This is a genomic window from Soonwooa purpurea (assembly GCF_053891095.1).
The window spans coordinates 40,692-64,292 of record NZ_JBSSMA010000005.1 but is presented as its reverse complement, the minus strand read 5'-3'; the positions used below and the strand labels follow the sequence as shown (position 1 = coordinate 64,292).

At 36.6% G+C, this 23,601-nt stretch carries 26 protein-coding genes; 11 read left to right on the top strand and 15 right to left on the bottom strand.

Annotation, left to right across the window (positions count from 1 at the left end):
- Positions 1-82 precede the first annotated feature (82 nt).
- The 3 genes from hemN to ACVFVN_RS06165 form a co-directional block, all read right to left on the bottom strand.
- Entirely contained in the window at positions 83-1,441 is a 1,359-nt protein-coding gene (hemN, locus tag ACVFVN_RS06175) for an oxygen-independent coproporphyrinogen III oxidase (RefSeq protein WP_456234731.1), read from the bottom strand.
- A 110-nt stretch (positions 1,442-1,551) separates the two neighbouring features.
- A complete protein-coding gene (locus ACVFVN_RS06170; RefSeq protein WP_456234632.1) occupies positions 1,552-2,583 on the bottom strand; it encodes a WD40/YVTN/BNR-like repeat-containing protein in 1,032 nt (343 codons plus the stop codon).
- A gap of 195 nt (positions 2,584-2,778) precedes the next feature.
- On the bottom strand, positions 2,779-4,293 hold the full coding sequence (locus ACVFVN_RS06165; RefSeq protein WP_456234631.1) for an APC family permease: 1,515 nt from the start codon (positions 4,291-4,293) through the stop codon (positions 2,779-2,781).
- A gap of 175 nt (positions 4,294-4,468) precedes the next feature.
- Between ACVFVN_RS06165 and pnuC the strand changes: the two genes are divergently transcribed.
- Complete coding sequence (gene pnuC / locus ACVFVN_RS06160; RefSeq protein ID WP_456234630.1) at positions 4,469-5,143, top strand: nicotinamide riboside transporter PnuC; 675 nt, start codon at positions 4,469-4,471, stop codon at positions 5,141-5,143.
- Positions 5,144-5,277: 134 nt separating this feature from the next.
- Here pnuC and ACVFVN_RS06155 read toward each other — a convergent pair whose 3' ends face one another.
- The 3 genes from ACVFVN_RS06155 to ACVFVN_RS06145 form a co-directional block, all read right to left on the bottom strand.
- Entirely contained in the window at positions 5,278-5,514 is a 237-nt protein-coding gene (locus ACVFVN_RS06155) for a hypothetical protein (protein ID WP_456234629.1), read from the bottom strand.
- 55 nt (positions 5,515-5,569) lie between these two features.
- Positions 5,570-5,998, bottom strand: a complete 429-nt coding sequence (locus ACVFVN_RS06150; protein ID WP_165137168.1) for a DUF4268 domain-containing protein — start codon at positions 5,996-5,998, stop codon at positions 5,570-5,572.
- Positions 5,999-6,089: 91 nt separating this feature from the next.
- On the bottom strand, positions 6,090-7,025 hold the full coding sequence (locus ACVFVN_RS06145) for an NAD(P)H-dependent flavin oxidoreductase (protein ID WP_165137766.1): 936 nt from the start codon (positions 7,023-7,025) through the stop codon (positions 6,090-6,092).
- 253 nt (positions 7,026-7,278) lie between these two features.
- Here ACVFVN_RS06145 and ACVFVN_RS06140 point away from each other — a divergent pair, with 253 nt between their 5' ends.
- Positions 7,279-8,067, top strand: a complete 789-nt coding sequence (locus tag ACVFVN_RS06140; RefSeq protein ID WP_456234628.1) for a HipA family kinase — start codon at positions 7,279-7,281, stop codon at positions 8,065-8,067.
- Entirely contained in the window at positions 8,045-8,428 is a 384-nt protein-coding gene (locus ACVFVN_RS06135) for a DUF3037 domain-containing protein (protein WP_456234627.1), read from the top strand. Before ACVFVN_RS06140 ends, ACVFVN_RS06135 begins: the two co-directional genes overlap by 23 nt.
- 89 nt (positions 8,429-8,517) lie before the next feature.
- Here the strand turns inward: ACVFVN_RS06135 and ACVFVN_RS06130 are convergent, their stop codons facing one another.
- The 3 genes from ACVFVN_RS06130 to ACVFVN_RS06120 all read right to left on the bottom strand — a co-directional run bounded on the left by ACVFVN_RS06130 (position 8,518) and on the right by ACVFVN_RS06120 (position 11,147).
- Positions 8,518-8,880: a cupin domain-containing protein gene (locus ACVFVN_RS06130; RefSeq protein ID WP_165137159.1), complete on the bottom strand. Its 363-nt coding sequence runs from the start codon at positions 8,878-8,880 to the stop codon at positions 8,518-8,520.
- Between the two features lie 47 nt (positions 8,881-8,927).
- Complete coding sequence (locus tag ACVFVN_RS06125) at positions 8,928-9,971, bottom strand: bifunctional transcriptional activator/DNA repair enzyme AdaA (protein WP_456234626.1); 1,044 nt, start codon at positions 9,969-9,971, stop codon at positions 8,928-8,930.
- 144 nt (positions 9,972-10,115) lie between these two features.
- Entirely contained in the window at positions 10,116-11,147 is a 1,032-nt protein-coding gene (locus ACVFVN_RS06120; protein ID WP_456234730.1) for an acyl-CoA reductase, read from the bottom strand.
- A gap of 54 nt (positions 11,148-11,201) precedes the next feature.
- Here ACVFVN_RS06120 and ACVFVN_RS06115 point away from each other — a divergent pair, with 54 nt between their 5' ends.
- The 4 genes from ACVFVN_RS06115 (at position 11,202) to ACVFVN_RS06100 (ending at position 15,029) form a co-directional block, all read left to right on the top strand.
- The gene (locus tag ACVFVN_RS06115) at positions 11,202-11,552 is read left to right on the top strand and encodes a 4Fe-4S dicluster domain-containing protein (protein WP_165137149.1); all 351 of its coding nucleotides are present in this window, start codon (positions 11,202-11,204) and stop codon (positions 11,550-11,552) included.
- Between the two features lie 35 nt (positions 11,553-11,587).
- Positions 11,588-12,646 carry a 3-phosphoserine/phosphohydroxythreonine transaminase gene (gene serC / locus ACVFVN_RS06110; protein WP_456234625.1) on the top strand — a complete coding sequence of 353 codons (1,059 nt, stop codon included), beginning with the start codon at positions 11,588-11,590 and terminating at the stop codon, positions 12,644-12,646.
- Positions 12,647-12,825: 179 nt separating this feature from the next.
- A complete protein-coding gene (locus ACVFVN_RS06105; protein ID WP_456234624.1) occupies positions 12,826-13,785 on the top strand; it encodes a D-2-hydroxyacid dehydrogenase in 960 nt (319 codons plus the stop codon).
- Positions 13,785-15,029: a DUF1015 domain-containing protein gene (locus ACVFVN_RS06100; protein WP_456234623.1), complete on the top strand. Its 1,245-nt coding sequence runs from the start codon at positions 13,785-13,787 to the stop codon at positions 15,027-15,029. Before ACVFVN_RS06105 ends, ACVFVN_RS06100 begins: the two co-directional genes overlap by 1 nt.
- A gap of 284 nt (positions 15,030-15,313) precedes the next feature.
- On the opposite strand, the gene ACVFVN_RS06095 is transcribed toward ACVFVN_RS06100, so the two are convergent.
- The 3 genes from ACVFVN_RS06095 to ACVFVN_RS06085 all read right to left on the bottom strand — a co-directional run bounded on the left by ACVFVN_RS06095 (position 15,314) and on the right by ACVFVN_RS06085 (position 18,095).
- Positions 15,314-16,411 carry a peptidylprolyl isomerase gene (locus ACVFVN_RS06095; RefSeq protein WP_165137138.1) on the bottom strand — a complete coding sequence of 366 codons (1,098 nt, stop codon included), beginning with the start codon at positions 16,409-16,411 and terminating at the stop codon, positions 15,314-15,316.
- 12 nt (positions 16,412-16,423) lie between these two features.
- Complete coding sequence (locus tag ACVFVN_RS06090; RefSeq protein ID WP_165137135.1) at positions 16,424-16,933, bottom strand: FKBP-type peptidyl-prolyl cis-trans isomerase; 510 nt, start codon at positions 16,931-16,933, stop codon at positions 16,424-16,426.
- Positions 16,934-17,033: 100 nt separating this feature from the next.
- A complete protein-coding gene (locus tag ACVFVN_RS06085) occupies positions 17,034-18,095 on the bottom strand; it encodes a branched-chain amino acid aminotransferase (RefSeq protein ID WP_165137132.1) in 1,062 nt (353 codons plus the stop codon).
- A gap of 81 nt (positions 18,096-18,176) precedes the next feature.
- Here ACVFVN_RS06085 and mnmD point away from each other — a divergent pair, with 81 nt between their 5' ends.
- A complete protein-coding gene (gene mnmD / locus ACVFVN_RS06080) occupies positions 18,177-18,857 on the top strand; it encodes a tRNA (5-methylaminomethyl-2-thiouridine)(34)-methyltransferase MnmD (protein ID WP_456234622.1) in 681 nt (226 codons plus the stop codon).
- 48 nt (positions 18,858-18,905) lie between these two features.
- The gene (locus ACVFVN_RS06075) at positions 18,906-19,319 is read left to right on the top strand and encodes an NUDIX domain-containing protein (protein WP_456234621.1); all 414 of its coding nucleotides are present in this window, start codon (positions 18,906-18,908) and stop codon (positions 19,317-19,319) included.
- 2 nt (positions 19,320-19,321) lie between these two features.
- Here the strand turns inward: ACVFVN_RS06075 and ACVFVN_RS06070 are convergent, their stop codons facing one another.
- Positions 19,322-20,035, bottom strand: coding sequence for a DUF4294 domain-containing protein (locus tag ACVFVN_RS06070; protein ID WP_165137126.1), 714 nt, complete (start codon positions 20,033-20,035; stop codon positions 19,322-19,324).
- Positions 20,036-20,086: 51 nt separating this feature from the next.
- Between ACVFVN_RS06070 and ACVFVN_RS06065 the strand changes: the two genes are divergently transcribed.
- Positions 20,087-21,160 carry a M42 family metallopeptidase gene (locus tag ACVFVN_RS06065; RefSeq protein ID WP_165137123.1) on the top strand — a complete coding sequence of 358 codons (1,074 nt, stop codon included), beginning with the start codon at positions 20,087-20,089 and terminating at the stop codon, positions 21,158-21,160.
- Between the two features lie 44 nt (positions 21,161-21,204).
- Positions 21,205-21,855, top strand: a complete 651-nt coding sequence (gene rpe / locus ACVFVN_RS06060; RefSeq protein ID WP_165137120.1) for a ribulose-phosphate 3-epimerase — start codon at positions 21,205-21,207, stop codon at positions 21,853-21,855.
- A gap of 70 nt (positions 21,856-21,925) precedes the next feature.
- Here rpe and ACVFVN_RS06055 read toward each other — a convergent pair whose 3' ends face one another.
- Both ACVFVN_RS06055 and rsgA read right to left on the bottom strand, forming a co-directional pair.
- The gene (locus tag ACVFVN_RS06055; protein WP_165137117.1) at positions 21,926-22,345 is read right to left on the bottom strand and encodes a nucleoside-diphosphate kinase; all 420 of its coding nucleotides are present in this window, start codon (positions 22,343-22,345) and stop codon (positions 21,926-21,928) included.
- Positions 22,346-22,615: 270 nt separating this feature from the next.
- Positions 22,616-23,542: a ribosome small subunit-dependent GTPase A gene (gene rsgA / locus ACVFVN_RS06050; RefSeq protein WP_456234620.1), complete on the bottom strand. Its 927-nt coding sequence runs from the start codon at positions 23,540-23,542 to the stop codon at positions 22,616-22,618.
- Between the last annotated feature and the right edge of the window lie 59 nt (positions 23,543-23,601).

The window sequence follows — 23,601 nt, the reverse complement described above, 5'->3', positions numbered from 1 at the left end:
AAAATATATTCGTAGAAAATTAGTATTGAATAATTAAATTCCAAAAATAAACCCCCGACTTAAAATTAAGTCGGGGGTTTATTTATATCGTCATAGAAAAAATTCGGGTTTCTGGTTTGTTGCGCATCATACGAAGATCAAAAACCATAGAAACATTTCGCGTGAAAGCCCTTCCCTTCTCAGTAATCTTGATTTGATTTTCGTCAAATTCTACCAAACCATCACTTTCCATTTCTTTCAAAGTTTCCAAAGCATTTTCCAGTTCAGGGAAACTGGTTTCGGCGTCCCAAGTTGTTTCCAACTGACACATCAAATTGAGAATATGACGACGAATCACCAAATCTTCATGATCCAAAATATGACCTTTAACAACTGGTATTTCTCCTTTTCCCACCAAATCTTGATAAGCTTCAACCGACTTTTCGTTTTGTCCAAAAGCATACCAAGAATCCGAAATCGAAGAAGCACCAAGTCCAACCATCAATTGTGTTTTGCTAGAAGTGTAACCCATAAAATTACGGTGCAATTTCTTCTGAACCAAGGACTGATACAAGTCGTCTGCTTCCAAAGAAAAATGGTCCATTCCTACTTCGATGTAGCCAAGTTCTTCTAATAATTTTTTTCCGTTTTCGTATTGTTTACGTTTTTCTTCGCCAGAAGGCAAATCTTTCTCATCGAAACCGCGTTGCCCAACACCTTTTATCCAAGGCACATGCGCATAGGAATAAAATGCCAAACGGTCAGGTTTTAATTCTAAAGTTTTGCGGATTGTATATTCGGTTGTTTCCCAATTGGAATGTGGCAATCCGAATACCAAATCGTGCGAAATACTTTTATAACCAATCTCACGCGCCCATTGGGTTACATTTTCAACATTTTCAAAAGGTTGAACACGATGAATGGCTTTCTGAACTTTGATATCGTAATCCTGAACGCCAAAACTTACGCGTCTAAAACCTAAATCATACAGCGTTTGCAAATGTTCTTTGGTGGTATTATTAGGATGACCTTCAAAAGAAAATTCTTGATGTTCTGCAATTTCTACCGTTTCAAAAATACTTTCTAAAAGTCGTTTCAGATTTTCTGGAGAGAAAAAAGTCGGTGTACCTCCACCAAGATGTAATTCTTTAAGAATCGGTTTTTCATCAAATAATTCTAAATAAAGTTTCCATTCTTTAATCACAGATTCTAAATACGGAACTTCAACAGAATGTTGTTTGGTAATGCGTTTGTGACACGCACAAAATGTACATAAAGCCTCACAAAATGGCAAATGGAAATAAATGGAAATACCTTCTTTGGCATTCGTATCTTTAAAAGTTCTTATCACGCTTTGTTTCCATTTTTCAGTGGAAAAAGTGCTTTCGTCCCAATATGGAACAGTTGGATAAGAAGTGTAACGTGGTCCTGGAATATTGTATTTATCAACTAAAGAAATCATCTCGTACTTTGACATTAGTTATGAATAGCAAAGGTACGAAATAGAATCTTGATGCCTTAATTATAAAATATGATTTTCAATCGACAAACATTGAAAAAGACTATTACATTTTAATAATCTAGAAAAGTCAATTTAACGATTCTATCTTTACCTGCTAATATTAAGCTTTTAGAATCCAGCCACTCAAACGTATAAAATCCTTTTTCATCGGAGATTTTTGTCCAAGTTTTCCCGTAATCGTTAGAGTAGCTGATGTGTTGGTCGCCCAATGCCACAATCTCTTTCCCTTTGGATTTTGGTTTTATTTTCACACAAGTGGAGTAACCGGCATTTTGTCCTGAAGCTTGTATTTGCCATGTTTTCCCACCATCTTTTGTGGTGGCGATGTTGTTAATATTTTCGGATTGTTTGGTATAATCGCCTCCCACAGCGATTCCGAAATTTTCATCTGCAAAATCTATCGCATAAATCCCTTGGGAGGATGAACCTTGCACAAAAGGCGTTTCATAAACTTCCCAAACGTAAGGCGACTTCCAATCGAATTTGAAAATTCTAGCTTTTGTGCCACCTGTAGCAATCCATACTTTGTTACGATGCATGGCAACATTGGAATTGCTCGCTGCAAAATGCGCTTCACCTTTCGCATAAGTTGGGAGCTTTCGCAGCGGATCATCCACCAATTGTCTATTTTTTGAGGTGATAAAAAAATTAGGTTTTCCGTCGGGATAGGGATCGCTGATTGCAATGCCGTTATTATTACTAGAATTGACTTTGAAGCAATCAAAAAAAACGCTGGAATCAGACATTTTAGTAAGTTCCGAAACTTTGAGATTAGCAGCGGAAATACTATAAAATTGAGCGGGAGACCCCACATTAACAGTTTCAAAAAAGTTTTCCTGAAACCTTGCAATCACTCTGAATTCTTGATTTTTTGCATTTACTTTTATTTGACTTTTATCTTTAGGATTTCGAAAGTTAACATAACCAAATTTGGATTGCGAACCTGCATACCACACTTTCCCATCGTGCAACTGAATGGCTCTAATGCTAATTTTATCGGTAAATAATGTATCGATTTTGATGTTTTGAGATTTTGAGAAGCCGAAAATAGCTAAGCTGATAAATAGGAAAATTGATTTCATAGGTACAATTAATATTCGAAGGACAAATTACAATTTTTATGACAAATCTCGCGTCCGGGCGAAGGGCATTGCCGGAGCTCGTTATCCGCGGTGGCTGAGCGCAGCCGAAGCCCTTGCGGATAACAGCGACTGCCCGTAGACCGCAAAGACGCCCAAATAAAAAACCCGCATAAAAGCGGGCTAAAAATAGTATAATTAGTTGTTGGTGTCTTTGTGTGGATTGTTAAGATGGCTGTTGCGACGTCCATAGAAGATATAGACCAAAACGCCCAACAAAAGCCAGCCCGCAGACAATTCTAGAGCGTGCGCACTAAGATTGAGTATTAAATAAATATTGATAAACACGCCTAATGCTACCACGATTTTATAAGCAGGAACTTTGAAGCTTCTCTCCAAGTTAGGTTCTTTTTTACGCATAACCCAAACAGCGATACACACCAATGTAAAGGCAAACAATGTCCCGAAACTCGTCATATCCGCTAATGTCGAAATTGGCGTAAACGCTGCTACACAAGCAACTACAATCCCTAGAAGAATAATTCCTTTAGCTGGAGTTTTGGTTTTTGGATTAATCTCTCCTAAGAATTTTGGGATCAAACCATCTTTTGACATTCCGATAAAAATTCTGGATTGCCCCATCATCATCACCATAATTACAGAGATAAGCCCTACTGTCGCGGCAATAGTTATAATATTACTCGCCCAATGATAGCCTGCAATCTCAAATGCATAAGCTACTGGTGCTTTTATTGCCTCTGGGAATTTCCCTTCTGGATTAAAGTCTGTATAATGCATCATCCCTGTTAATACCAAAGACACACAGATATAAAGAGCGGTACAAATTAATAAAGACGTGATAATCGCAAAAGGCACATCTTTTTTCGGATTAATAGCTTCTCCTGCTTGCGTCGAAACGGCATCAAAACCTATATAAGCGAAGAAAATTGCGGCTGCTCCAGAAATAATTCCTTTGACACCATAGGCGGAAACCATTTCACCATCCGGATTTTTTATTAAAGTTTCGGCAGGAATAAAGGGTTTCCAGTTTTTAACACCATCTACAGCATTATAAAGGTCTGTATTGGTAAAAACGATATAAGCACCTGCAATTACTACAAAAATAACTGCAGAAGTTTTCATTATAACTATAAGATTATTAGCACCAGCAGCTTCTTTGGTTCCTTTAACCAACAAAGCAGTGATTAATAACACAATAATAAAAGCAGGTAAATTCATAGAGAAACCTTCCCCTGTAAAACTTGCAGGATCTGTCGTTAAGTAAGCGGGTAAATCAATACCAAATATCTTCAGAAATTTATTAAAATACCCGGACCAACTCACCGAGACCGCCATACTTGCCATGGCATACTCCAAAATAAGACACCAGCCCATGGCCCAAGCGAAAATCTCACCTACTGTGCCGTATGCATAAGCATAAGCCGAACCTTCTACTGGGATAATAGAAGCAAACTCCGCGTAACATAAGGCTGCAAAAACGCAAGCAATTCCAGCCACAATAAACGAAATTGCCAAAGCTGGACCTGCATGATAATAAGCACCCGTCCCCGTCAACACAAAAATCCCTCCTCCAATAATAGCTCCCACACCAATAGCTGTAAGGCTCCATTTACCAAGAACGCGCTTTAGCTGGCTTTTTTTCATATCCGCTTCGTAGGCACTTAGCGGCTTTTTAATCCAAATATTTGACATAAAAAATACTCTTTACTTCGTTTTTATTTTAAGCTTACGAAAATATAAAAAAAAGGCGATTACAGAACTAATTTCTAAAATTTTATTAAAATTCTTTAACACTCTAGCGACAAATCAGCTTTAAAGATATCATAATAATATTCCTTATTTTTTAATAATTATATATCTTTACAACATGTTAGAATTTTTCGTAGATCTTGCGTCCCAATACAAAGACTATCCCAGATATTTGGTTATTTTAGAAATCATTGCGACCGTTTTTGGTATCCTCAGTGTTTATTTTTCCATCAAAAAAAACATTTGGGTGTATCCCACTGGCTTGGTTTCCACGATTTTGTTCATATACATTATGTTTGTTTTCGGGCTTTTAGGCGACATGCTTATCAACGTTTATTACACGGTGATGAGCATCTACGGCTGGATTTTGTGGGCAAAACATTCGGATGACCATATCCATGTCCAAGTACAAAAAGCCTCAAAAAAAGATTGGTTCAATGCCAGTATTTTATTTGTATTGAGTATAATTTTTGTCGGAATAGTTTATTACTTCAAACCTTTTATCGACAACAAATTCAGTTTAGAAAATGTCAACCTCGGACTTTACCATTTGGATTGGGCCAATTATCTCGATATTTTAACAACCTCTTTATTCTTGGTCGGCATGCTGCTCATGGCAAAACGCTGCGTCGAAAACTGGATTTTTTGGATTGTCGCCGATATCATCTGCATCCCGATGATGGTTTACAAAGGCCTCGCCATCACATCTTTACAATATTTCGTGTTCAGTTTCATGGCCATTGTTGGTTATATCGAATGGCAGAAAAGTTTAAAACTTCAGCCCAAATCTTAGGAGCAGGACAAGCGTGCATTCTTCGACAATCCCAGCCCGCTTTCCGCTGCTAGGCTTCGCGCCAAAACAAAACCCCGACTGCTCAGGCTATTCGCTGCAATCGGGGCTAGATGTAGATTTTTTCTTTTGCTGGACTAATTGAGGTCACTCAATTTTTCGGCATATTCTTTAGAAAAAAGCGCTTTATCTTCTTTCAGTTTTTCAAGATTTTTTGGCAAAATATACGCGAACAAAAACCGGTTGTCCTCATCCACAAAAATCAGTTCCTTTTCTTCCCCATCAATAAGCGATGCAAAAACGTCCCACATCGACTCGCCTTTCAATTTTAACAATTCGAAAAAATCTTTAGCTTTTATTGTTATTTTCTTCATTCTTATACTTTTATTTTAAAAGCCTTTAATCATTAATTTTAAGCAGCACATTGGATCACACATCTTTTATAAAATCTTCATATTCGTAATAAAACATTTCGAAAGCCGACATTTTCTCAACAAAAAAATCAAAAATATCGGGCCACGAATTTTTATTAAAAATACTAACATTCGTTTTTGTAACCCAAATTCGGCTGATAACTTTCCCATTGTCCAAAACATAAAATTCATCTTTCGTAAAGTCGCCTACGTATTCTTCCAAAATAGATTCCAAGGACCAAATCTTCTCGAAATATGCATTTCGGAAAAGCTCATCTTTCATTTCGATATCCAGCGAAACTTCTACTTTTTTGTTATCCGCATAAAATTTAAAAGAAAAATCTTTTATTTTGGTATCATACAATAGCCATTTTCTCGGAAAAGCTTTCCCAAAAGCTGTCCAAAATTCTTTCTTTAACTGCGCCGCTTCTTGTTTTGAAAACACGTTTTTTAAATTATTAATGATTAATTTCCAGTTTCAAGTTTCAAGTTCCCAGTTCCCAGTTCCCAATTTCTAGTTCCCAATTCCCAGTTTCTTAAAGAATCAAATCAACTTTTGCTGCATTGAACTCTGCAATCAGCTTTTCAAAAACTTTTTCAACAGGAAGCACCTCATCGATCAAAGCCGAAGATTGTCCAATCTCCAACTCGCCTTCCACCAAATCGCCTTCGAACATGCCACGTTTTGCACGCGCGCGGCCAAGCGTTTCCTTTAGCGCCTCAACATTTCTGCCTTGCTCGTAAAGCGCCTCCAAATCTTGATAGAATTTATTTTTTATCAAACGTACTGGCGCCAATTCTTTCAAAGTTAACTGTGTGTCACCTTCTCCGATTTCAACAATTTTATTTTTAAAATTTTCATGAGAACTCGCCTCAGTTGTCGCGGCAAAACGTGATCCTACCTGTACAGCGTCTGCACCAAGAATCATCGCTGCTTTCATCTGCGCTCCTGTTGCAATACCGCCTGCAGCAATTAGTGGTGTTGTGATATGTCTTTTAACATTCGGGATTAGGGCTAAAGTTGTTGTTTCATCGCGGCCATTGTGACCACCTGCTTCAAAACCTTCTGCTACAATAGCATCCACGCCAGCATCTTGACATTTGATAGCAAACTTGGTAGATGATACCACGTGTGCCACTTTGATGCCTTCTTTCTTTAAAACATCAGTATAAGTTTTTGGATTTCCCGCTGAAGTGAAAACAATTTTTACTTTTTCCTCCAAAATGATATTGATGATTTCTTCTAAATTGGGATACAACAGCGCGATATTAACCCCGAAAGGCTTATCTGTCGCCGCTTTGCATTTTTTGATATTTTCGCGAAGAATGTCGGGATACATGCTTGCAGAACCAATAAGTCCCAATCCGCCATTGTTAGAAACCGCCGAAGCAAGCCTCCAGCCACTATGCCAAATCATCCCGCCTTGGATGATTGGATATTTAATATTAAAAAGTTCGGTTATTTTATTCATTTGTTGTTGATGTTCATAGGATTTTTTGGCAATCCCAAAGTCGATGAAAGACGACATAGGTTTTTAAATTTTCTCAAAAATAAGAAAAGTCTCATGGAATCAAAAACTAAATACAAAAATCCTTCTTTGTCAACGTGCGCAGCGCGCCCCGGCCTGAGTGGAGCTCTTTTGTTTTTTGAAAAAACAAAAAGCGGGAACGGAGGACGGAAATAGGCGCCAAAAAAAATGCTATTTTTACACTTTAATTAACAAAATGGATTTATCATTACGAACGGTAACGGTCTTACGTTATATTTTGCCATTGCGCGAAGGCGGCTCTTTGCCTGCTTTGGCGGAGGCGGATGACGACTTTAAATATGTATTAAAATTTCGTGGTGCGGGACACGGTGTAAAGGCCTTAATTTCTGAACTTATCGGAGGAAAGATTGCGCAAGCTTTGGGCTTCCGAACGCCTGAATTGGTGTTCGCATATCTGCATGAAGATTTTGGAAGGACTGAAGCTGATGAGGAAATTCAGGATTTGTTGAAAGCTAGTGTGGGACGAAATTTGGCTTTGCATTATCTTTCTGGTGCGATTAACTACGATCCTGCAGCGGTAAAAATTGACGCTCAGCTTTCGTCTGAAATCGTATGGCTAGATGCTTATCTAACCAATATCGACCGTACTTTCCGGAATACCAATATGCTGTATTGGCATAAAGAATTGTGGCTCATCGATCATGGTGCATCTTTGTACTTCCATCATTCTTGGGACAATTGGGAGAAGAATGCAGTCAGCAATTTCCCCATGATAAAAGATCATGTTCTGCTACCGCAAGCGGATCAACTGGATGAAGTGAATCTAAAATTTAAAACAATTTTGACCGATGACATTCTGCGTGACATTGTAGAACTTATTCCCGAAGATTGGCTGCAATGGCGCGATACAGAACTTTCTCCAGAGGAAATAAAAAAAGTCTATTTCCAGTTTTTGACCAGACGACTAGCGAATTCTGATAACTTTGTAAACGAAGCGAAAGATGCAAGAAGTAAAATTATATGAGTACGCGGTAATCCGATTGGTGCCAAAACCTGAGCGTGAAGAATTTATAAACGTTGGTTTGGTCATCTTTAGCAAACGTGAAAAATACATCAAAGTGAAAACCCATCTTTGTCCCGACAAAATGCAATGTTTTTTTTGCAAAACAGAATTTGAAGTTATTGAAAAACATTTGATGTCTTTCGAAAATGTTGCAAAAGGAGGTAAAGATTTTGGTCCGATTGCGCAATTGGAAATCCCAGAACGTTTCCGTTGGCTAACCGCAGTGCGGAGTTCTATCATCCAGACTTCGCGACCTCATCCTGGACAAGCTGTCGATTTGGATAAAACTTTTGAGCGCTTGTTCAGAGATTTAATTTTATAAAAAATATAATCGATTTAATAAAAAACAGAATCAATTATTTTTTTGATTCTGTTTTTCTTTTTAGGTTTAAAATTTTTAAATCTTAAATGTTAATAGGCTTCGCGATTAACAAGATCCATCGAAAATGCAGGCATACAAATCGCCACATAATCGCAAACCTCCGAAAATGGATTCGAATAACGAATGCGCGCACCTTTTTCAATCAAAATACTTTGTCCTTTCTCTACAATGACAATTTCGCCATCTATCTCAATTTGTTTTTTTCCAGAAATTATTAGTGTAAACTCGTCAAAATCTGGCGTCTGGTGTGGCTCGCTCCATCCTGGTGGCGCAGACATATACGCGATAGAAATATTCTTATGAGAAGTTGTATTTCCCCAATGTTCTTCGATGAGCTTCCCATCGGTGGTTGGGACAACAAAAGGTTTGGTTTGGATTTTATATTTTCTCATTTTAATTTTTTTATGAATTTAAGAATTAAAATGATAGGTTTTTACTTTTAAAACAAAATTGCTTTTTCGAGTTCCAGAAGTTTCTGTTTTCGCCAGATACCACCGCCGTAACCCGTGAGTTTTCCGTCGCTGCCAATCACACGATGACAAGGTATAAGAATCGATATTTTGTTAAGACCGTTGGCATTGGCTACCGCGCGCACCGCTTTTGGATTTCCCAAAATATGGGCTTGTTCTTGATAACTTCGCGTGGTCCCGTAAGGAATTGTACGAAGAATTTCCCAAACTCGTTTTTGAAAATCTGTTCCTACTGGCGAAAGTGGCACTGTAAATTCTTTTCTTTTGCCTTCGAAATATTCTTTCAGTTCTTTTTGTAAAGTTGTGAAATGTGGATTTTCTCCCTGAATAATATTAGCATCGAAATGTTTGGAAATTTGTTTCAATTCCGTGGGTAAAGCTTTTCTATCGGAAAATTCGAAAAGGCAAATTCCATGTTTGTCGGCACAAGCGATCATTGTCCCAATAGGAGTTTCGATACGTTTTAGGTCAATTACTTTTTCCATTTTGGATTGTGCTGGAGAAACGCCAAATATATTTTTAAAACTTTCATTAAAACCACTCAAACTTTCATAACCAATATCTAGTGCGGCATCTATAATATTTTCGCCGTCTTGAAGTTTTTTAAACGCGGAATTAATTTTAAACATTCTTTGAAATGCATGAAATGTCATACCATGATGTTTGAGAAACCAACGTCTAACATTGGCGGGCTCTAGGCCGCGTTGTACCAAATCATAATCCTTAAATTTCATCGATGGATCTTGTGATAAATCGTCTAACAATTTTTGGATTGCTTCGGGTGTTTGGTCGGGACTTTCCAAAGGTTTACAAATTTTACATGGGCGATAGCCTTTCAGGATTGGATCTTTGGTATTATCAAAAAACTCAACATTTTCTATTTTCGGTTTTCTTGCGGTACAAGTTGGACGACAAAAAACTCCCGTGGTTTTCACAGCCATCCAAAAAACGCCTTCAAAATCTGGATTTTTGTTGCAAGAAGCTTGATACATTATATCTTTGGAAAGTTTCATTTTTTATTTCAAAATTAAAAAAGAACGAAAAGGCTGACAACCGAAAAATGGACAAATATTTTTCTATTAAATTCTCACAATTTAAACGCGATTATTAGGGGTTTTATTTAATTCTGAAATTTACAAATTTATTAAAACAAGAATTTATAATGCGCACAAAAATGCCATTGTATCGACATTATCTGCGTAGGTATCAAGGGCTGGTTGTTGTGCCATTCCTAGTTTTATGCTTTCAAATTCCAAATCCATGTTTGTTACAATCGTCTGAATTTCGTTTTCATTTTCTTTAATAAAATCGCTAATATCCTCCAAAGTTTTGTAACGACTAAAATGCAAAACCGAAAGTGGACTAAATAGTTTGTCGTCTTGCTTCAACATTACAAAATTGTTATCCCAAAATTGATCTTGATTCAATAAATAGACTGCACGATTGTAATCGTAGTTATTCGCGTACTTGTTATGATTGATGATGTTTTGATAGTTTAAAAAATTCTCAAACAATCTATCCAATTTAAAATTTTCAGGAATTAAAAGTCGCGTCACATTGCGACATCCCAAACCATAATAAATAAAAATATCGTCAGCTAATTTTTGTAATTCTTCATCTGTCTCATGACCTGATAAAACCGCAAGACTTGTTCTATTTTTTCGGATAATTGCAGATTTGTCTTTAAAATAATATTCGAGGTAACGTGCCGTATTGTTACTTCCCGTCGCAATAACGGCATCAAAATTTTCTAGGCGTTCTACCAATTCGTATCGTACAGAATCATTACTAAATTCTTTCCATAAATTAAGTAAAAACGGAATGACAAGTCTATCTTTTGATGACAATTTAATCATTGGAATATTGTCTGACAATATCACCGACATCACATCATGCCAACCAACCATTGGGATATTTCCTGCCAGAATTAGTCCGACTTTTTTACCAGAATCCTGAAAACTGTATTTTGCTAACCAAGCTTTGATAGCTTCCACATTCAGCAACTGTGCCCAAGTATTAAGCGCAAAGCGCATATTATGCTCATCGAACCAAGGATTTTCGACCTTGGATTGTTTAAGAACGTTTGCGAAATTTTGTTGCTTAGCATTATAATTATCAGGTGCTTGTGCTAAAAAATCAAATAAAAATTCGCCTACTTTAGCCAGACCATAAATTTTGTCATTGTTCATCATTACTTATCTTATTTTTCGTAATTTTGCACAAAATTATAAAATAATATAGCAATGGCTATTAAAATAACAGATGAATGTATTAATTGCGGAGCTTGTGAACCAGAATGTCCAAACAACGCAATCTATGAAGGCGCAGTAGACTGGAAAGCATCCGAAGGAACAGCACTCCAGGGTAGAGTTACTTTAACCTCTGGATTAACAGTAGATGCAGATGCACCACAAGAACCGGTGAGTGATGATATATATTTCATCGTTTCGGATAAGTGTACAGAATGTAAAGGCTTCCATGAAGAGCCACAATGTGCGGCAGTATGTCCTGTAGATTGTTGTGTACCAGATGATGACCATGTAGAATCAGAAGAATCTTTATTGGCTAAAAAAGCTTTTTTACACAACGAATAACATTGTTAGAAAACACCAAAATCTAATAAAATAAAATGAAAAAACACAATTTCAGTGCTGGACCAAGTATCCTTCCTCAAGAAGTCTTTCAAAAAGCTTCGGAAGCGGTTTTGGACTTTAATGGCATGGGACTTTCTATACTAGAAATCTCTCACCGAAGTAAAGAATTTGTTGCTGTAATGGACGAGGCCAGAGCCATCGTAAAACGCTTGATGAATCTAGGTGACGATTACGAAGTGCTTTATCTGCAAGGTGGCGCAAGTCTCCAATTTTTGATGACACCACTTAACCTTCTTACAGAAAACGGAAAAGCAGCTTATACCGATACCGGAACTTGGGCTGCAGGAGCGATAAAAGAAGCTAAAAAAATTGGCAATATTGATGTTGTAGCCTCTTCAAAAGAGGACAACTACAGCTATATCCCGAAAGACTATAAAGTAGGCGCAGATTACGATTATTTCCATTGCACATCCAACAATACCATCTACGGAACACAAATGAAAGAATTCCCGAAAGTAGATACACTGTTGGTTTGCGACATGTCGTCTGACATTTTTAGCCGTCAGTTAGACTTTTCAAAATTTGATTTGATTTACGCAGGCGCTCAAAAAAACATGGGGCCAGCTGGTGCTGTCTTGGTCGTTGTTAAGAAAGATATCTTAGGAAAAACTGGACGTAATCTCCCTTCTTATATGGATTTAGGATTGCACATTGCTAAAGAGTCCATGTTAAATACGCCGCCAGTTTTTGCAGTATATGTTTCCTATTTAACGCTGAAACATTTGGAAGAAAACGGAGGCATCGCTGCTGCTGAAACAAAAAATGAAGCCAAAGCAAAACTTCTGTATGACGAGATTGACAGCAATCCTTTATTCGAAGGATATGCAGCAAAAGAAGATCGCTCGTTAATGAATGTTTCATTCAAATTAACAGATGAAAGTAAAAAAGAAGCTTTTGATGAAGCTTGGAAAGCAGCAGGAATCAGTGGACTAAACGGACACAGAAGTCTAGGAGGTTACCGTGCAAGCATCTATAACGCGATGCCGATAGAAAGCGTACAAGTTTTGGTTGATGTCATGAAAAACTTCGCGTAATACTTTGAAGAAATAATAATTAAACGCCTTCTATTTTCAATATTAGAAGGTGTTTTTGTAGATAATAATGAATTTGCAAAAATATTTTTGACAGTTTTTTAAACTTTTGTATTTTTGTTCAATTTTAAAATTAAATAACAGCTAGCATCAACATGATAGCGTTAATAAAACACTAAACAATGAAAGTTCTTGCAAACGACGGGATTTCCCAATCCGCAATTGACAAACTTACCGAAGCTGGCATCACCGTACTCGAAAACAGAGTAGCACGTGAACATCTTGCAAAATTCATCAATGACAACCAAGTAGATGTTCTTTTGGTAAGAAGTGCTACACAAATTCGTGCAGAACTTATCGACGAATGCCCTAGCCTGAAAATCCTTGGACGTGGCGGTATTGGGATGGACAATATCGATGTTGACTACGCAATAGACAAGGGTCTTTACGTCATCAACACACCCACGGCGTCTTGCAAGTCCGTTGCAGAATTGGTCTTTGCACATTTCTTTGGTTTAGCCCGCAACCTGCACGAGTCTAATAGATTGATGCCACTAGAAGGTGACACCAAGTTTGATAGTCTCAAAAAATCATTTGCTAAAGCTTTTGAGCTATCAGGAAAAACATTAGGCATAGTAGGATTAGGAAAAATAGGAATTGAAGTTGCCAAGATAGGAATCAGCCTAGGCATGAAGGTTATCGCCTATAACAGAACACCTAAAACAGAACAGATAGAACTTCACTTTTTCGATGGACAAAGTCTGACTTTCCAAATAAAATCTGTAACTTTAGAAGATGTCTTACAAAAAGCCGACTTTATAAGCATTAATACGAGCAAACTTAATGCTTACATCATCGACGCGCCAGAAATGGAAATGATGAAAGATGGTGTTTTCATTGCCAATACAGCTCGTGGTGGTGTTATCAACGAAGTAGCGCTTATAGACTATATAGAAAATGGAAAAATAGCAGGTGCTGCTTTGGATGTTTTCGAAAACGAACCGCAGCCAGAGTTACCACTATTAATGAATCCTGCATTGTCATTATCCCCACATATCGGAGGAAATACAATAGATGCGCAAGAAAGAATAGGACTAGAACTTGCCGAGCAAATCATAAACATCAAAAAGGAATTAGAATAATGCCGACTTTCAAAGCTTTCAAAGGTGTAAGACCTCATCCAGAACTTATGGATGTTTTCCCAACGCCTTCTTTAGACAATTTTTCTCAGGAAGAAATCAACGACAAGGCCAATATCGAGGATTCTTATATCCAAATGATAAAACCTGCCGTGGTTAGCAAATCCAAAGATGTTGATCGCAACTTAAGAAAAGTGCGCACCAATTTTGAGGAAATGTTAGAAGCTAAAAAGTTAACACAAGACGATTCTTCCTATTATCTTTACGAACAAATATTACCAAATAAATCAAGCTTCAGAGGTCTTTTGGGATTGGTAAGTGTTGATGATTTTTTCAATGGAAAAATTAAAAAGCACGAATCCACCATCACCGAGCGCAAAATGAAAATGGCGCATTATCTTGACAAAGTCCATCTACAGGCAGAACCCGTATTGCTAACTTACAATGCCAATGCTAAAGTAGAATTGCTCATGTCGCACGAACAGAAAAATGTGCCGATTATCAACTATTTGGACAATCAAGGTGTAAGACACAAAATCTGGAAAATAGACAACCGACTGAAGCTCCAACAGTTCAAAGAGGTATTGGATCCTATTGATTCTTTCTACATTGCAGATGGACACCACAGAATCGGAAGTGTTGGCGAGCATGCCAAACGCCTTCGTGATAAGAATAAAAAATATTCTGGATTAGAACATTTTAACTTTGTATACAGCTTTATTGTTTCTAACCAATCCATAAAAATCCACGATTACAACCGTCTTTTAAAAGATTTGAACGGGCTAAACCCCAAGCAACTCTTGGAAGCTTTAGCAAAAGATTTCCAAATACACGAAAAAGGTGACGAGATCTACTATCCTTCGCAAAAATTCCATATTAGCATGTATCTCGATGGCAAATTCTACAGTCTCCATGTGAAACATGATATTCGCGTGGAAGAAAAAGGACACAACGATATGGACCATTATCTATTGGAAAAATATGTTTTTGATAAAATTTTGAAGCTAGATACTGAAGAAAAACGTGCCGAAAAAACAGACTATATCAAAGGAAATTCTTGTAAAGAAAGTATTATAAAAATTAAAGAAAAGGTAGATTCTGGGGTTTATAAAGTAGGCTTTGGCATTTATCCTGTAAGCTTCCAAGATCTCATTAAAATATCTGATAAGAAAATAAAAATGCCTCCAAAGTGTACTTACATCGAGCCAAAACTAATCACTGCCTTAATGATGTATGATATGAAATAAATTTTACTTTATACAAAATAAATAAGGGACAATAATCAAAGTTATTGTCCCTTTTTTAATGCATTTCTATTGTTCTTTCTAAATTTAAGTCTCGATTTTGTATCGTTAGTATTATGTGCAAAGCTGGTGCGCCCCGGATGGAACGGCCTGTCGGAGCTCGCGCCGCAGGTGCGGGCAATAGCCAAGGCGCGGCGCAGCGACTAGTGACAGCCGGAAATGGCGCCCAAATAAAAAAGCTGCCTCCGAAGAAACAGCTTTTGTATATTAATTGATTGTGAGAAGTTTTAGCTTCCTACTTTTACCAATTCTACATCAAAAATCAACCAGGCATTAGCCGGGATAACGCCTCCAGCACCTCTTTCGCCATATCCTAAGCTTGACGGAATAAGCAGTGTTGCGGTTTCGCCTTCTTTAAGAAGTAGGATGCCTTCGTCCCAACCTTTGATAACTTGTCCTACGCCAATAGGGATCTGGATAGGCTCGCCTCTTTTGAAAGAGTTGTCGAATTCCTCACCGTCCACCAACTTTCCAGCATAATGTACGGATACGATATCTCCAGATTTTGGTGTGCTACCAGCTTCGTTTTTCTTTGTGATTTTGTAATAAAGTCCAGAAGCTGTTGACTGCATTTCGGCCTTTAAAGCATTCACCAATTTGTCTTGGTTAGCTTGAAATTCCTGAAGTTTTTTAAGACGTTCTGCTTCTGCTTTGGCTTCGAAAGCTTTGTTGTTTTCTTCGATTTTCGCTTTACCTTCTTCGAAAGTTTTAAGCGCGTCATATTTTTTGTACTGATCGCCTTTGCTAAAAATTGTAACTTTCTGAAGAACTACATCTTCTTTTGGTTTGTCATTCGCAGCTTTTTCTACCGTTGCAATAGCATCGATAACCTCGTTGCCTTTTACCACTTTTCCAAAAATCGTGTGTCTGCCGTCTAACCAAGGCGTAGCCACTTCTGTAATGAAGAACTGAGAGCCATTGGTATTAGGACCAGAGTTCGCCATAGAAAGTATTCCTTTTCCTGTATGTTGTAGGTCATTTTTTTCATCAGCAAATTTGTATCCTGGATCGCCCATTCCTGTTCCTTTCGGGTCGCCACCTTGGATCATAAAATCCTTGATTACTCTGTGGAATATTGTCCCATCATAGAAAGGTACTTTGTCTGCTTTCGCTTTGTTAGGGATTTTGCCTTCTGCTAATCCTACGAAGTTAGCTACTGTTACAGGTGCTTTTTCGTCTTCGAGTTTAACAAGCATTTCGCCTTTTGAAGTTTGCATCTTAGCATATAAACCATCTGTAAGGCTGTTGTAAGTTTCTTTGTCTATTTCCAATGTTTTACAGTTTAATAATGTTAATAATATCGGTACAAATAGTAGTTTTTTCATATATATTTTTAATTATAGTGTCCTTATTTTAATGATAATTGGCATGTCGCTAGCAATCTTATCATTGTCACCGTAAGATCCAAATCCTAAGGCAGAAGGCACCAACAAGGTAGCTTCCTGTCCTTTTTTCATATAGCGTACCGCATCTTCTACTGGGCGAAGATCATCAAATTTCCCTAACTCTTGATCTTTGATTTGTTTGGCATTATCATACAATTTCACCATATCAAAATCATAGATGTCATATTCGTAACTTAGTTTTTCGCCATCATTTTTTTTATGGTTTGAAGCTAGATTTTCGATATCTACCCAATAATTCATTCCCATGGAATAGAATTTTTTATCTTGCGCATCAATCCATTGTTGGATCTGCTGTCGTTCCAAAATATTAAGATTCTTGTTTCTGGTTTTGGAAGCTTCCATCTCTTCGTGCGATACTTCGTTGGAAGTCGCTTCGTAGATAGGACTTTGTTTGATACAAGAGCTAAGCATGCCGATGCTTAAAAGAATTATTTTTTTCATAAATATCTTGCGAAAATAAGAAATTATTAGTCATTTCTTTCCATTTCCAGATATAAAAAAAGCCGACAAAAGTCGACTTTATGATATTTTAAGATAAGTTCTAGTATTTTTTATCAACCTTAACTCTCCATCCGAAGATATCCTCCGCATTATTCGTTTGAATGTCTACCAAAGCTTTTTTCAAAATGTAAGCAAAGCTTTCGTCATCTGACAAAGTTGGCAAAACAAATTTCTCATCACCATAACCGATAGCTTCGAATCTTGTTGTAACTACCGCAGTACCCACGCCCCAAGCTTCTTTCAAGCTACCATCTTTAGCCGCTGCAACCACATCTGCCACTTTAACATCGCCGACAACTAAATTAATTCCTTTATTTTTAGCCAATTGAATAAAGCTATCTCTGGTCACACCGTCCAGAATCTTTTCTGATGTACTAGGTGTATAGATGGTATCATTAATGCGTACAAAAACATTCATGGTACCACTTTCTTCAAAATATTCGTGGGTTGCGTCATCTGTCCAAATAACTTGGTCATAACCTTCATCGATAGCCAATTGTGTTGGATAGAATGATGCAGCATAATTACCTGCTGCTTTTGCAAATCCCACTCCTCCGTTAGCAGAACGAGAATAGTAATCCGATATTTTTACAGAAACTGGTGCAGAATAATAACTTTTTGCAGGTGTTGCAACAATCGCAAACATATATTTGTTAGATACTCTCGCTTTCAAAACTTCTTCTGTAGCGAAAACGACTGGACGAAGATACAAAGAAGTTCCTTCTCCTTTTGGTATCCATGCTCTGTCAACATCAACCAACGCATTAAGCCCATCGATAAAAGCCTCTCTTGGAATTTCTGGAATTGCTAAACGCTTAGCTGATTTATTAATTCTTTCAAAATTTTTCTCGGGACGGAATAAAAATACGTCATCATTTTCATCTTTGTAGGCTTTCATTCCTTCGAAACAAGCTTGTCCATAATTAACCCCCATCATGGCTGGTGTAAAAGGAAGTGGTCCGTAAGGAACCAATTTAACATCACCCCATTTTCCGTCTTCGTATTCACAAATAATCATGTGATCTATGAAAGTATCTCCGAACGAAAAGTTATTAGGATCAAAAGTAGCTAGCTTAGAATTTTCTGTCTTTTGAATTATCATTTTTGAATTTTTTTATGTAGTCTTACAAATATATAATAATTTTTTTAATCTCAAAAAATAAGTTTATATTTGAAAAAAAAGATGATAAATAGAGAAATAATTACGACTAAAGACGGAAGCAAAACACTATATATCAATAACTTAAATGAAAGCTACCATTCTCAATACGGCGCCTTACAAGAAGCCGAACATGTATTTATTAATAATGGATTCATAAAAATAAATAATTATCAAATTAATATTTTAGAACTAGGTTTAGGGACAGGTCTTAACCTTTTAGTAACAATTAATGAATTATTGAAAAATGACAAAAATCATATAATTCACTATTTTGGAATTGAGAAATATCCTGTTAATGAATCCGAAATTGAAGCCCTAAGTTATGCTAAGCATTTTAAAAATCCAGAAATAGCATTATTAGAAAAGAAAATACATGCTGCCGCTTGGAATGAAATGATTGAAATCACACCAAATTTCTATTTAACAAAAATAAAAGCTGATTTTTTTGATATTAAAAACCTGGAATTACCTCCAATAGATTTAGTATATTTTGATTGTTTCGGCGCTAAAGTCCAACCCGACTTGTGGGAAAAAGATTTATTCGAAATCGTTGCTGACAAAATGAGAATTAATGGCTTACTCACAACATATTCTTCCAAAGGCAGTGTCAGACGATGTTTGCAAGAACTTAATTTTGAGGTTCAAAAATTAGCTGGTCCTCCTGGAAAACGAGAAATGCTCAACGCGATAAAGCTTTCCTAGATTTTTTTTCAAATTAAAAGCTTATATTTATTGAACCAAAAGCAAACTATGATTGACAAAATAAACATTAGAGTATACGGAATCTGTATAAAAAATCAGGCTGTACTAAGCCTCCATGAAGAATACGCTGGCGAATTTTTAACCAAACTTCCCGGCGGAGGATTAGAATATGGAGAAAGCGTTATCGCATGTCTAAAGCGTGAGTTTTCCGAAGAACTAAATGTTGAGATAGATGTTATAAAACATTTTTACACGCAAGAAGAATTTTTAGTATCGAGATTTCGTGAGAACGAGCAGCTTCTGACCATCTATTATCTTTGTGAAATCAAAAACGAAGAAGATATGCTCATCATCGACCCTTGTATCGAAACAGCAGAATGGATTCCCTTAACGAAAGAAAACCCATTCCCACTACCAATCGACAATATTGTTTTTGAAAAATTAAAACAAGAGTATCTATAAATTTACTTTTGTACTTTAAAATCTTGATAACCTGGATAAGGTTTCAGATAACCATAATTCCAATTACTAATAAGAAGGCTTTCTACAAAAAAATCTTCTCTTGATTTGTGCGGATTATAAGGCGTTTTAAGACTTACATCTGCCATATTACCTTTTACATTCCACCAAAAAGCACTCCATCCACCGCGCAGTTCTTTAATTATTTCGTACACGGTTTTCCCAGTGGCACGGTTCATCAATTTTGCAAAAACTTGCCCTTCTGTTGTCGTCAAATCGCGCAATTGTTTTTCGTATTCATTCGCTAATTCTTCTTGCCGTTTTTTTATGTATTTCGTTTTCGCTCTGTCATCCATAGATTTGGTTTCATCGTCCAGACCTCTGTATTGCTCTAGCGCATGTAAAAAAAGCGGATATACACGATTTAACTTCTTATTTAAAAAGAAATAAAAATTACGATCCAGTTGATTATTAAATTTGGGATTTGCTCGAATCAAAAGTTCATCCATTACCACCACTTGTTCTCCATTGATATCATAGATTTTCGCTTTTTGAACTTCGTCATAATAATACCAATTTCCGAATTCATCTTTTTTTAGTTTATCTCTTGGCATTTCGCTCAGCGCTTTAGGAACTTGCATAACTTCCGTTTCATTTTGCGCTACCACATAAGACCCTACAAAGATGCTTAAAACCAAAAATAACTTATAAAATTTCATTACTTTTACCTCACATTTGAAACTTGACTATTATCAAAAATCATTCCTATTATGAAGTTTGAAAAAAAATCCTTGAAATTTTTAGAAGAATACCTTAATACTGCTTCACCAACAGGTTACGAACATGCTGGACAAAAGCTCTGGACTAATTATATTAAGAATTACGTTGACAAAATAGAATTCGATCATTATGGTACCGCCTATGGTATTATTAATCCAGAAGCAGAATTCAAAGTCGTTATAGAAGCCCATGCGGATGAAATCAGTTGGTATGTTAATTACATTACCGATGATGGGTTAATCTACGTCATTAGAAATGGAGGATCAGACCAAACAATAGCTCCTTCAAAAGTGGTTAATATCCATGGAGAAAAAGGTATTATTAAAGGTGTTTTCGGTTGGCCAGCAATTCATACAAGAACCAATCAAAATGAACCCACTCCCAAAATTGAAAACATCTTTATCGATTGCGGTGCAACAACCAAACAAGAAGTTGAAGACTTAGGCATTTTTGTAGGCTGCATGATAACTTATCCCGACGAATTTTTTGAATTAAACGACCGTTATTTTGTTTGTCGAGCTTTGGATAACCGCATTGGAGGTTTTATGATTGCAGAAGTTGCACGACTTTTAAAAGAGAATAAAAAAACACTTCCTTTCGGGTTGTACATTACAAACTCTGTTCAGGAAGAAGTTGGTCTTTATGGCGCAAAAATGATTGCAGACACCATCAAACCAAATATCGCTATTGTTACCGATGTTACCCACGACACCACCACACCCATGATTGAAAAGAAAAAAGAAGGCGAGCAGAAATGCGGTGACGGCCCTGTTGTTTTCTTTGCACCAAGCGTTCATCACAACATTCGTGAACTAATTATCGATACTGCAAAAAATAAAAAAATACCTTTCCAACGAGCCGCAGCAAGTCGTGCGACAGGAACCGACACGGACGCTTTTGCACATTCCAATGGCGGCGTGCCAAGTGCTTTAATATCCTTGCCTTTACGCTATATGCACACGACGGTTGAGATGGTTTCTAAAGAAGATGTTTACAATGTTATTCAATTGATTTACGAATGCCTTTTGAAAATTAAACCAAATATGAAATTAAAATATCATTAATCCTCTACAAAAAATCGAAAATAAAAGTAAAACAATTAGTAAAAATGAAAAATAAATTAATCGCACCTTCCCTATTATCTGCAGATTTTGGAAATCTACAACGCGACATTACTATGCTTAACGAAAGTCAAGCCGATTGGTTGCATGTTGATGTGATGGACGGAAGATTTGTCCCCAATATTTCCTTCGGATTTCCAGTGATGAAAACCATTCAGGAACACGCAAAAAAATTCGTAGATGTCCATTTAATGATCGTCGAGCCAGAAAAATACGTTGACGAATTTATCAATATGGGCGCCGATTTGGTTTCAGTACATTTCGAAGCCTGCACCCATCTTCACCGCGTTATTAATCAAATCCAAGATCGGGGTGCAAAAGCAGGTGTTGTCCTTAATCCGGCAACGCCAGTTATGTTATTGGAAGATATTATTAAAGAGGTTGATTTGGTTTTATTAATGAGTGTAAATCCTGGATTTGGCGGACAAAAATTTATTGAAAACACCTACAAGAAAGTTAAAGAAACCAAAAACTTAATCCTGGACAACAATTCTACAGCTTTGATACAAGTGGATGGTGGCGTTAATCTTGATAATGCCTCAAAATTATTCGAAGCTGGCGCGGATGTCTTGGTGGCTGGAAATGCAGTTTTTGCATCCGAAAATCCTGCTAAAACAATTGAACTTTTAAAACTTTAAAGTTTATTAAAATTCAACCAATAAAAAAGCGACATCCAAAAGATGTCGCTTTAATTTTTCAATCTATTACTTAGAAAATTTCTCTTCCAGAAAAATGGAACTGAGCTTCGATAAGCGCATTCTCATCAGAATCTGAACCGTGTACAGCATTTTCGCCAACACTTCTTGCAAACATTTTTCTAATAGTACCTTCTGCAGCATCTGCAGGATTAGTAGCACCAATTAATGTGCGGAAATCTTCAACAGCATTATCTTTTTCCAAAACCGCCGCAACGATTGGTCCCGAAGACATAAATTCTACTAACTCTCCATAGAAAGGTCTTTCTGCGTGAACTTCATAAAACTTTTTAGCATCTGCTACGGTAAGTTGTGTAAGTTTTAGCGCTTTAAACTTGAATCCAGCTTCTGCGATTTTCCCTAAAATAGCACCAATATGTCCATCTGCAACAGCATCTGGTTTTATCATGGTGAAAGTAATTTTTCCTGACATTGATTTTTTAAATTAATTCTATGCAAATTTACAATTTTTTATATATATTTGCTACTGAATTTCTCAATAAGAGATGATGATAATTTTTGGCACACAGTTTGCTACTAATTATTACGATTCTCATGTTTAATTTGAGTTTTCATGGTTATTAGTTTTTACCCAGCCTCGGCTGGGTTTTTTTATTTTTAAAAATTCGATTATTTAATATATAAACATAAAAAAGGTTTCAAAAAACTCTTGAAACCTTTATATACTTAGATGAACATTACATTATTTTAAATGTTGCTCTTCCGCCTCATCCATTAATTTAACATAGTTAAAATAACGATTCTGTTCAATCTTTCCTTCTTCTATTGCTTCCAGAACGGCGCATTTTGGCTCATTGAGATGAAGACAGTTGTGAAATTTACAATGTTGTCCTGTTTTAAAAATTTCCGGAAAATAATGTTGTATTTCCTCTTTCTCAACATCAATCAAAGCAAACTCTCGGACGCCTGGCGTGTCAATCACTGCGCCACCAAATTCCCAAAAATGCATTTGTGCAAAAGTTGTGGTATGTTTTCCTTTGAGATGCACATCAGAAATTTCTCCCGTTTTGAGATTAAGATTGGGCTGCAAGGCATTTACCAAAGTTGACTTTCCACTTCCCGAATGCCCAAAAAATAAAGAAATTTTGTCTTTGATTATATCTTGTAAAGTTTCTAAATTGTGTTTTGTGTACGATGAAATCTCAAGGCTGTCGTAGCCAATGTCATCGTAAATGAATTTAATGGTGTTTAATAATTCAAAATCATCATCCGAGAGAACATCGACTTTATTAAATAAAATTAATGGTTTTATATCATAAGCTTCACAACACACCAAAAATCGGTCTAGAAAACCCAAAGAAGTCTCTGGATGTTTCAATGTGAAAATAATGCAAGCCAAGTCCATATTCGAAGCGATGATGTGCGCTTCTTTGGAAAGGTTAACCGATTTTCGAATGATATAATTCTTTCGTGGAAAGATTTTAGTAATCCAAGCGATGTCATCTTGCTCCAAAGTAAACTCCACCGAATCGCCCACTGCCAAAGGATTTGTTAATCTTGTTTTTATCAGTTTGAATTTTCCTCTGATACGTGCTTCATAGATTTTTTTTTCAGATTCTTCTAAAACCTGATACCAACTTCCGGTAGATTTAATAACGATTCCTTGCATTAATTTTTAATAAAAAACTTCACTGTTACAATGGAGACAAAGCTAACAATTTATAATTG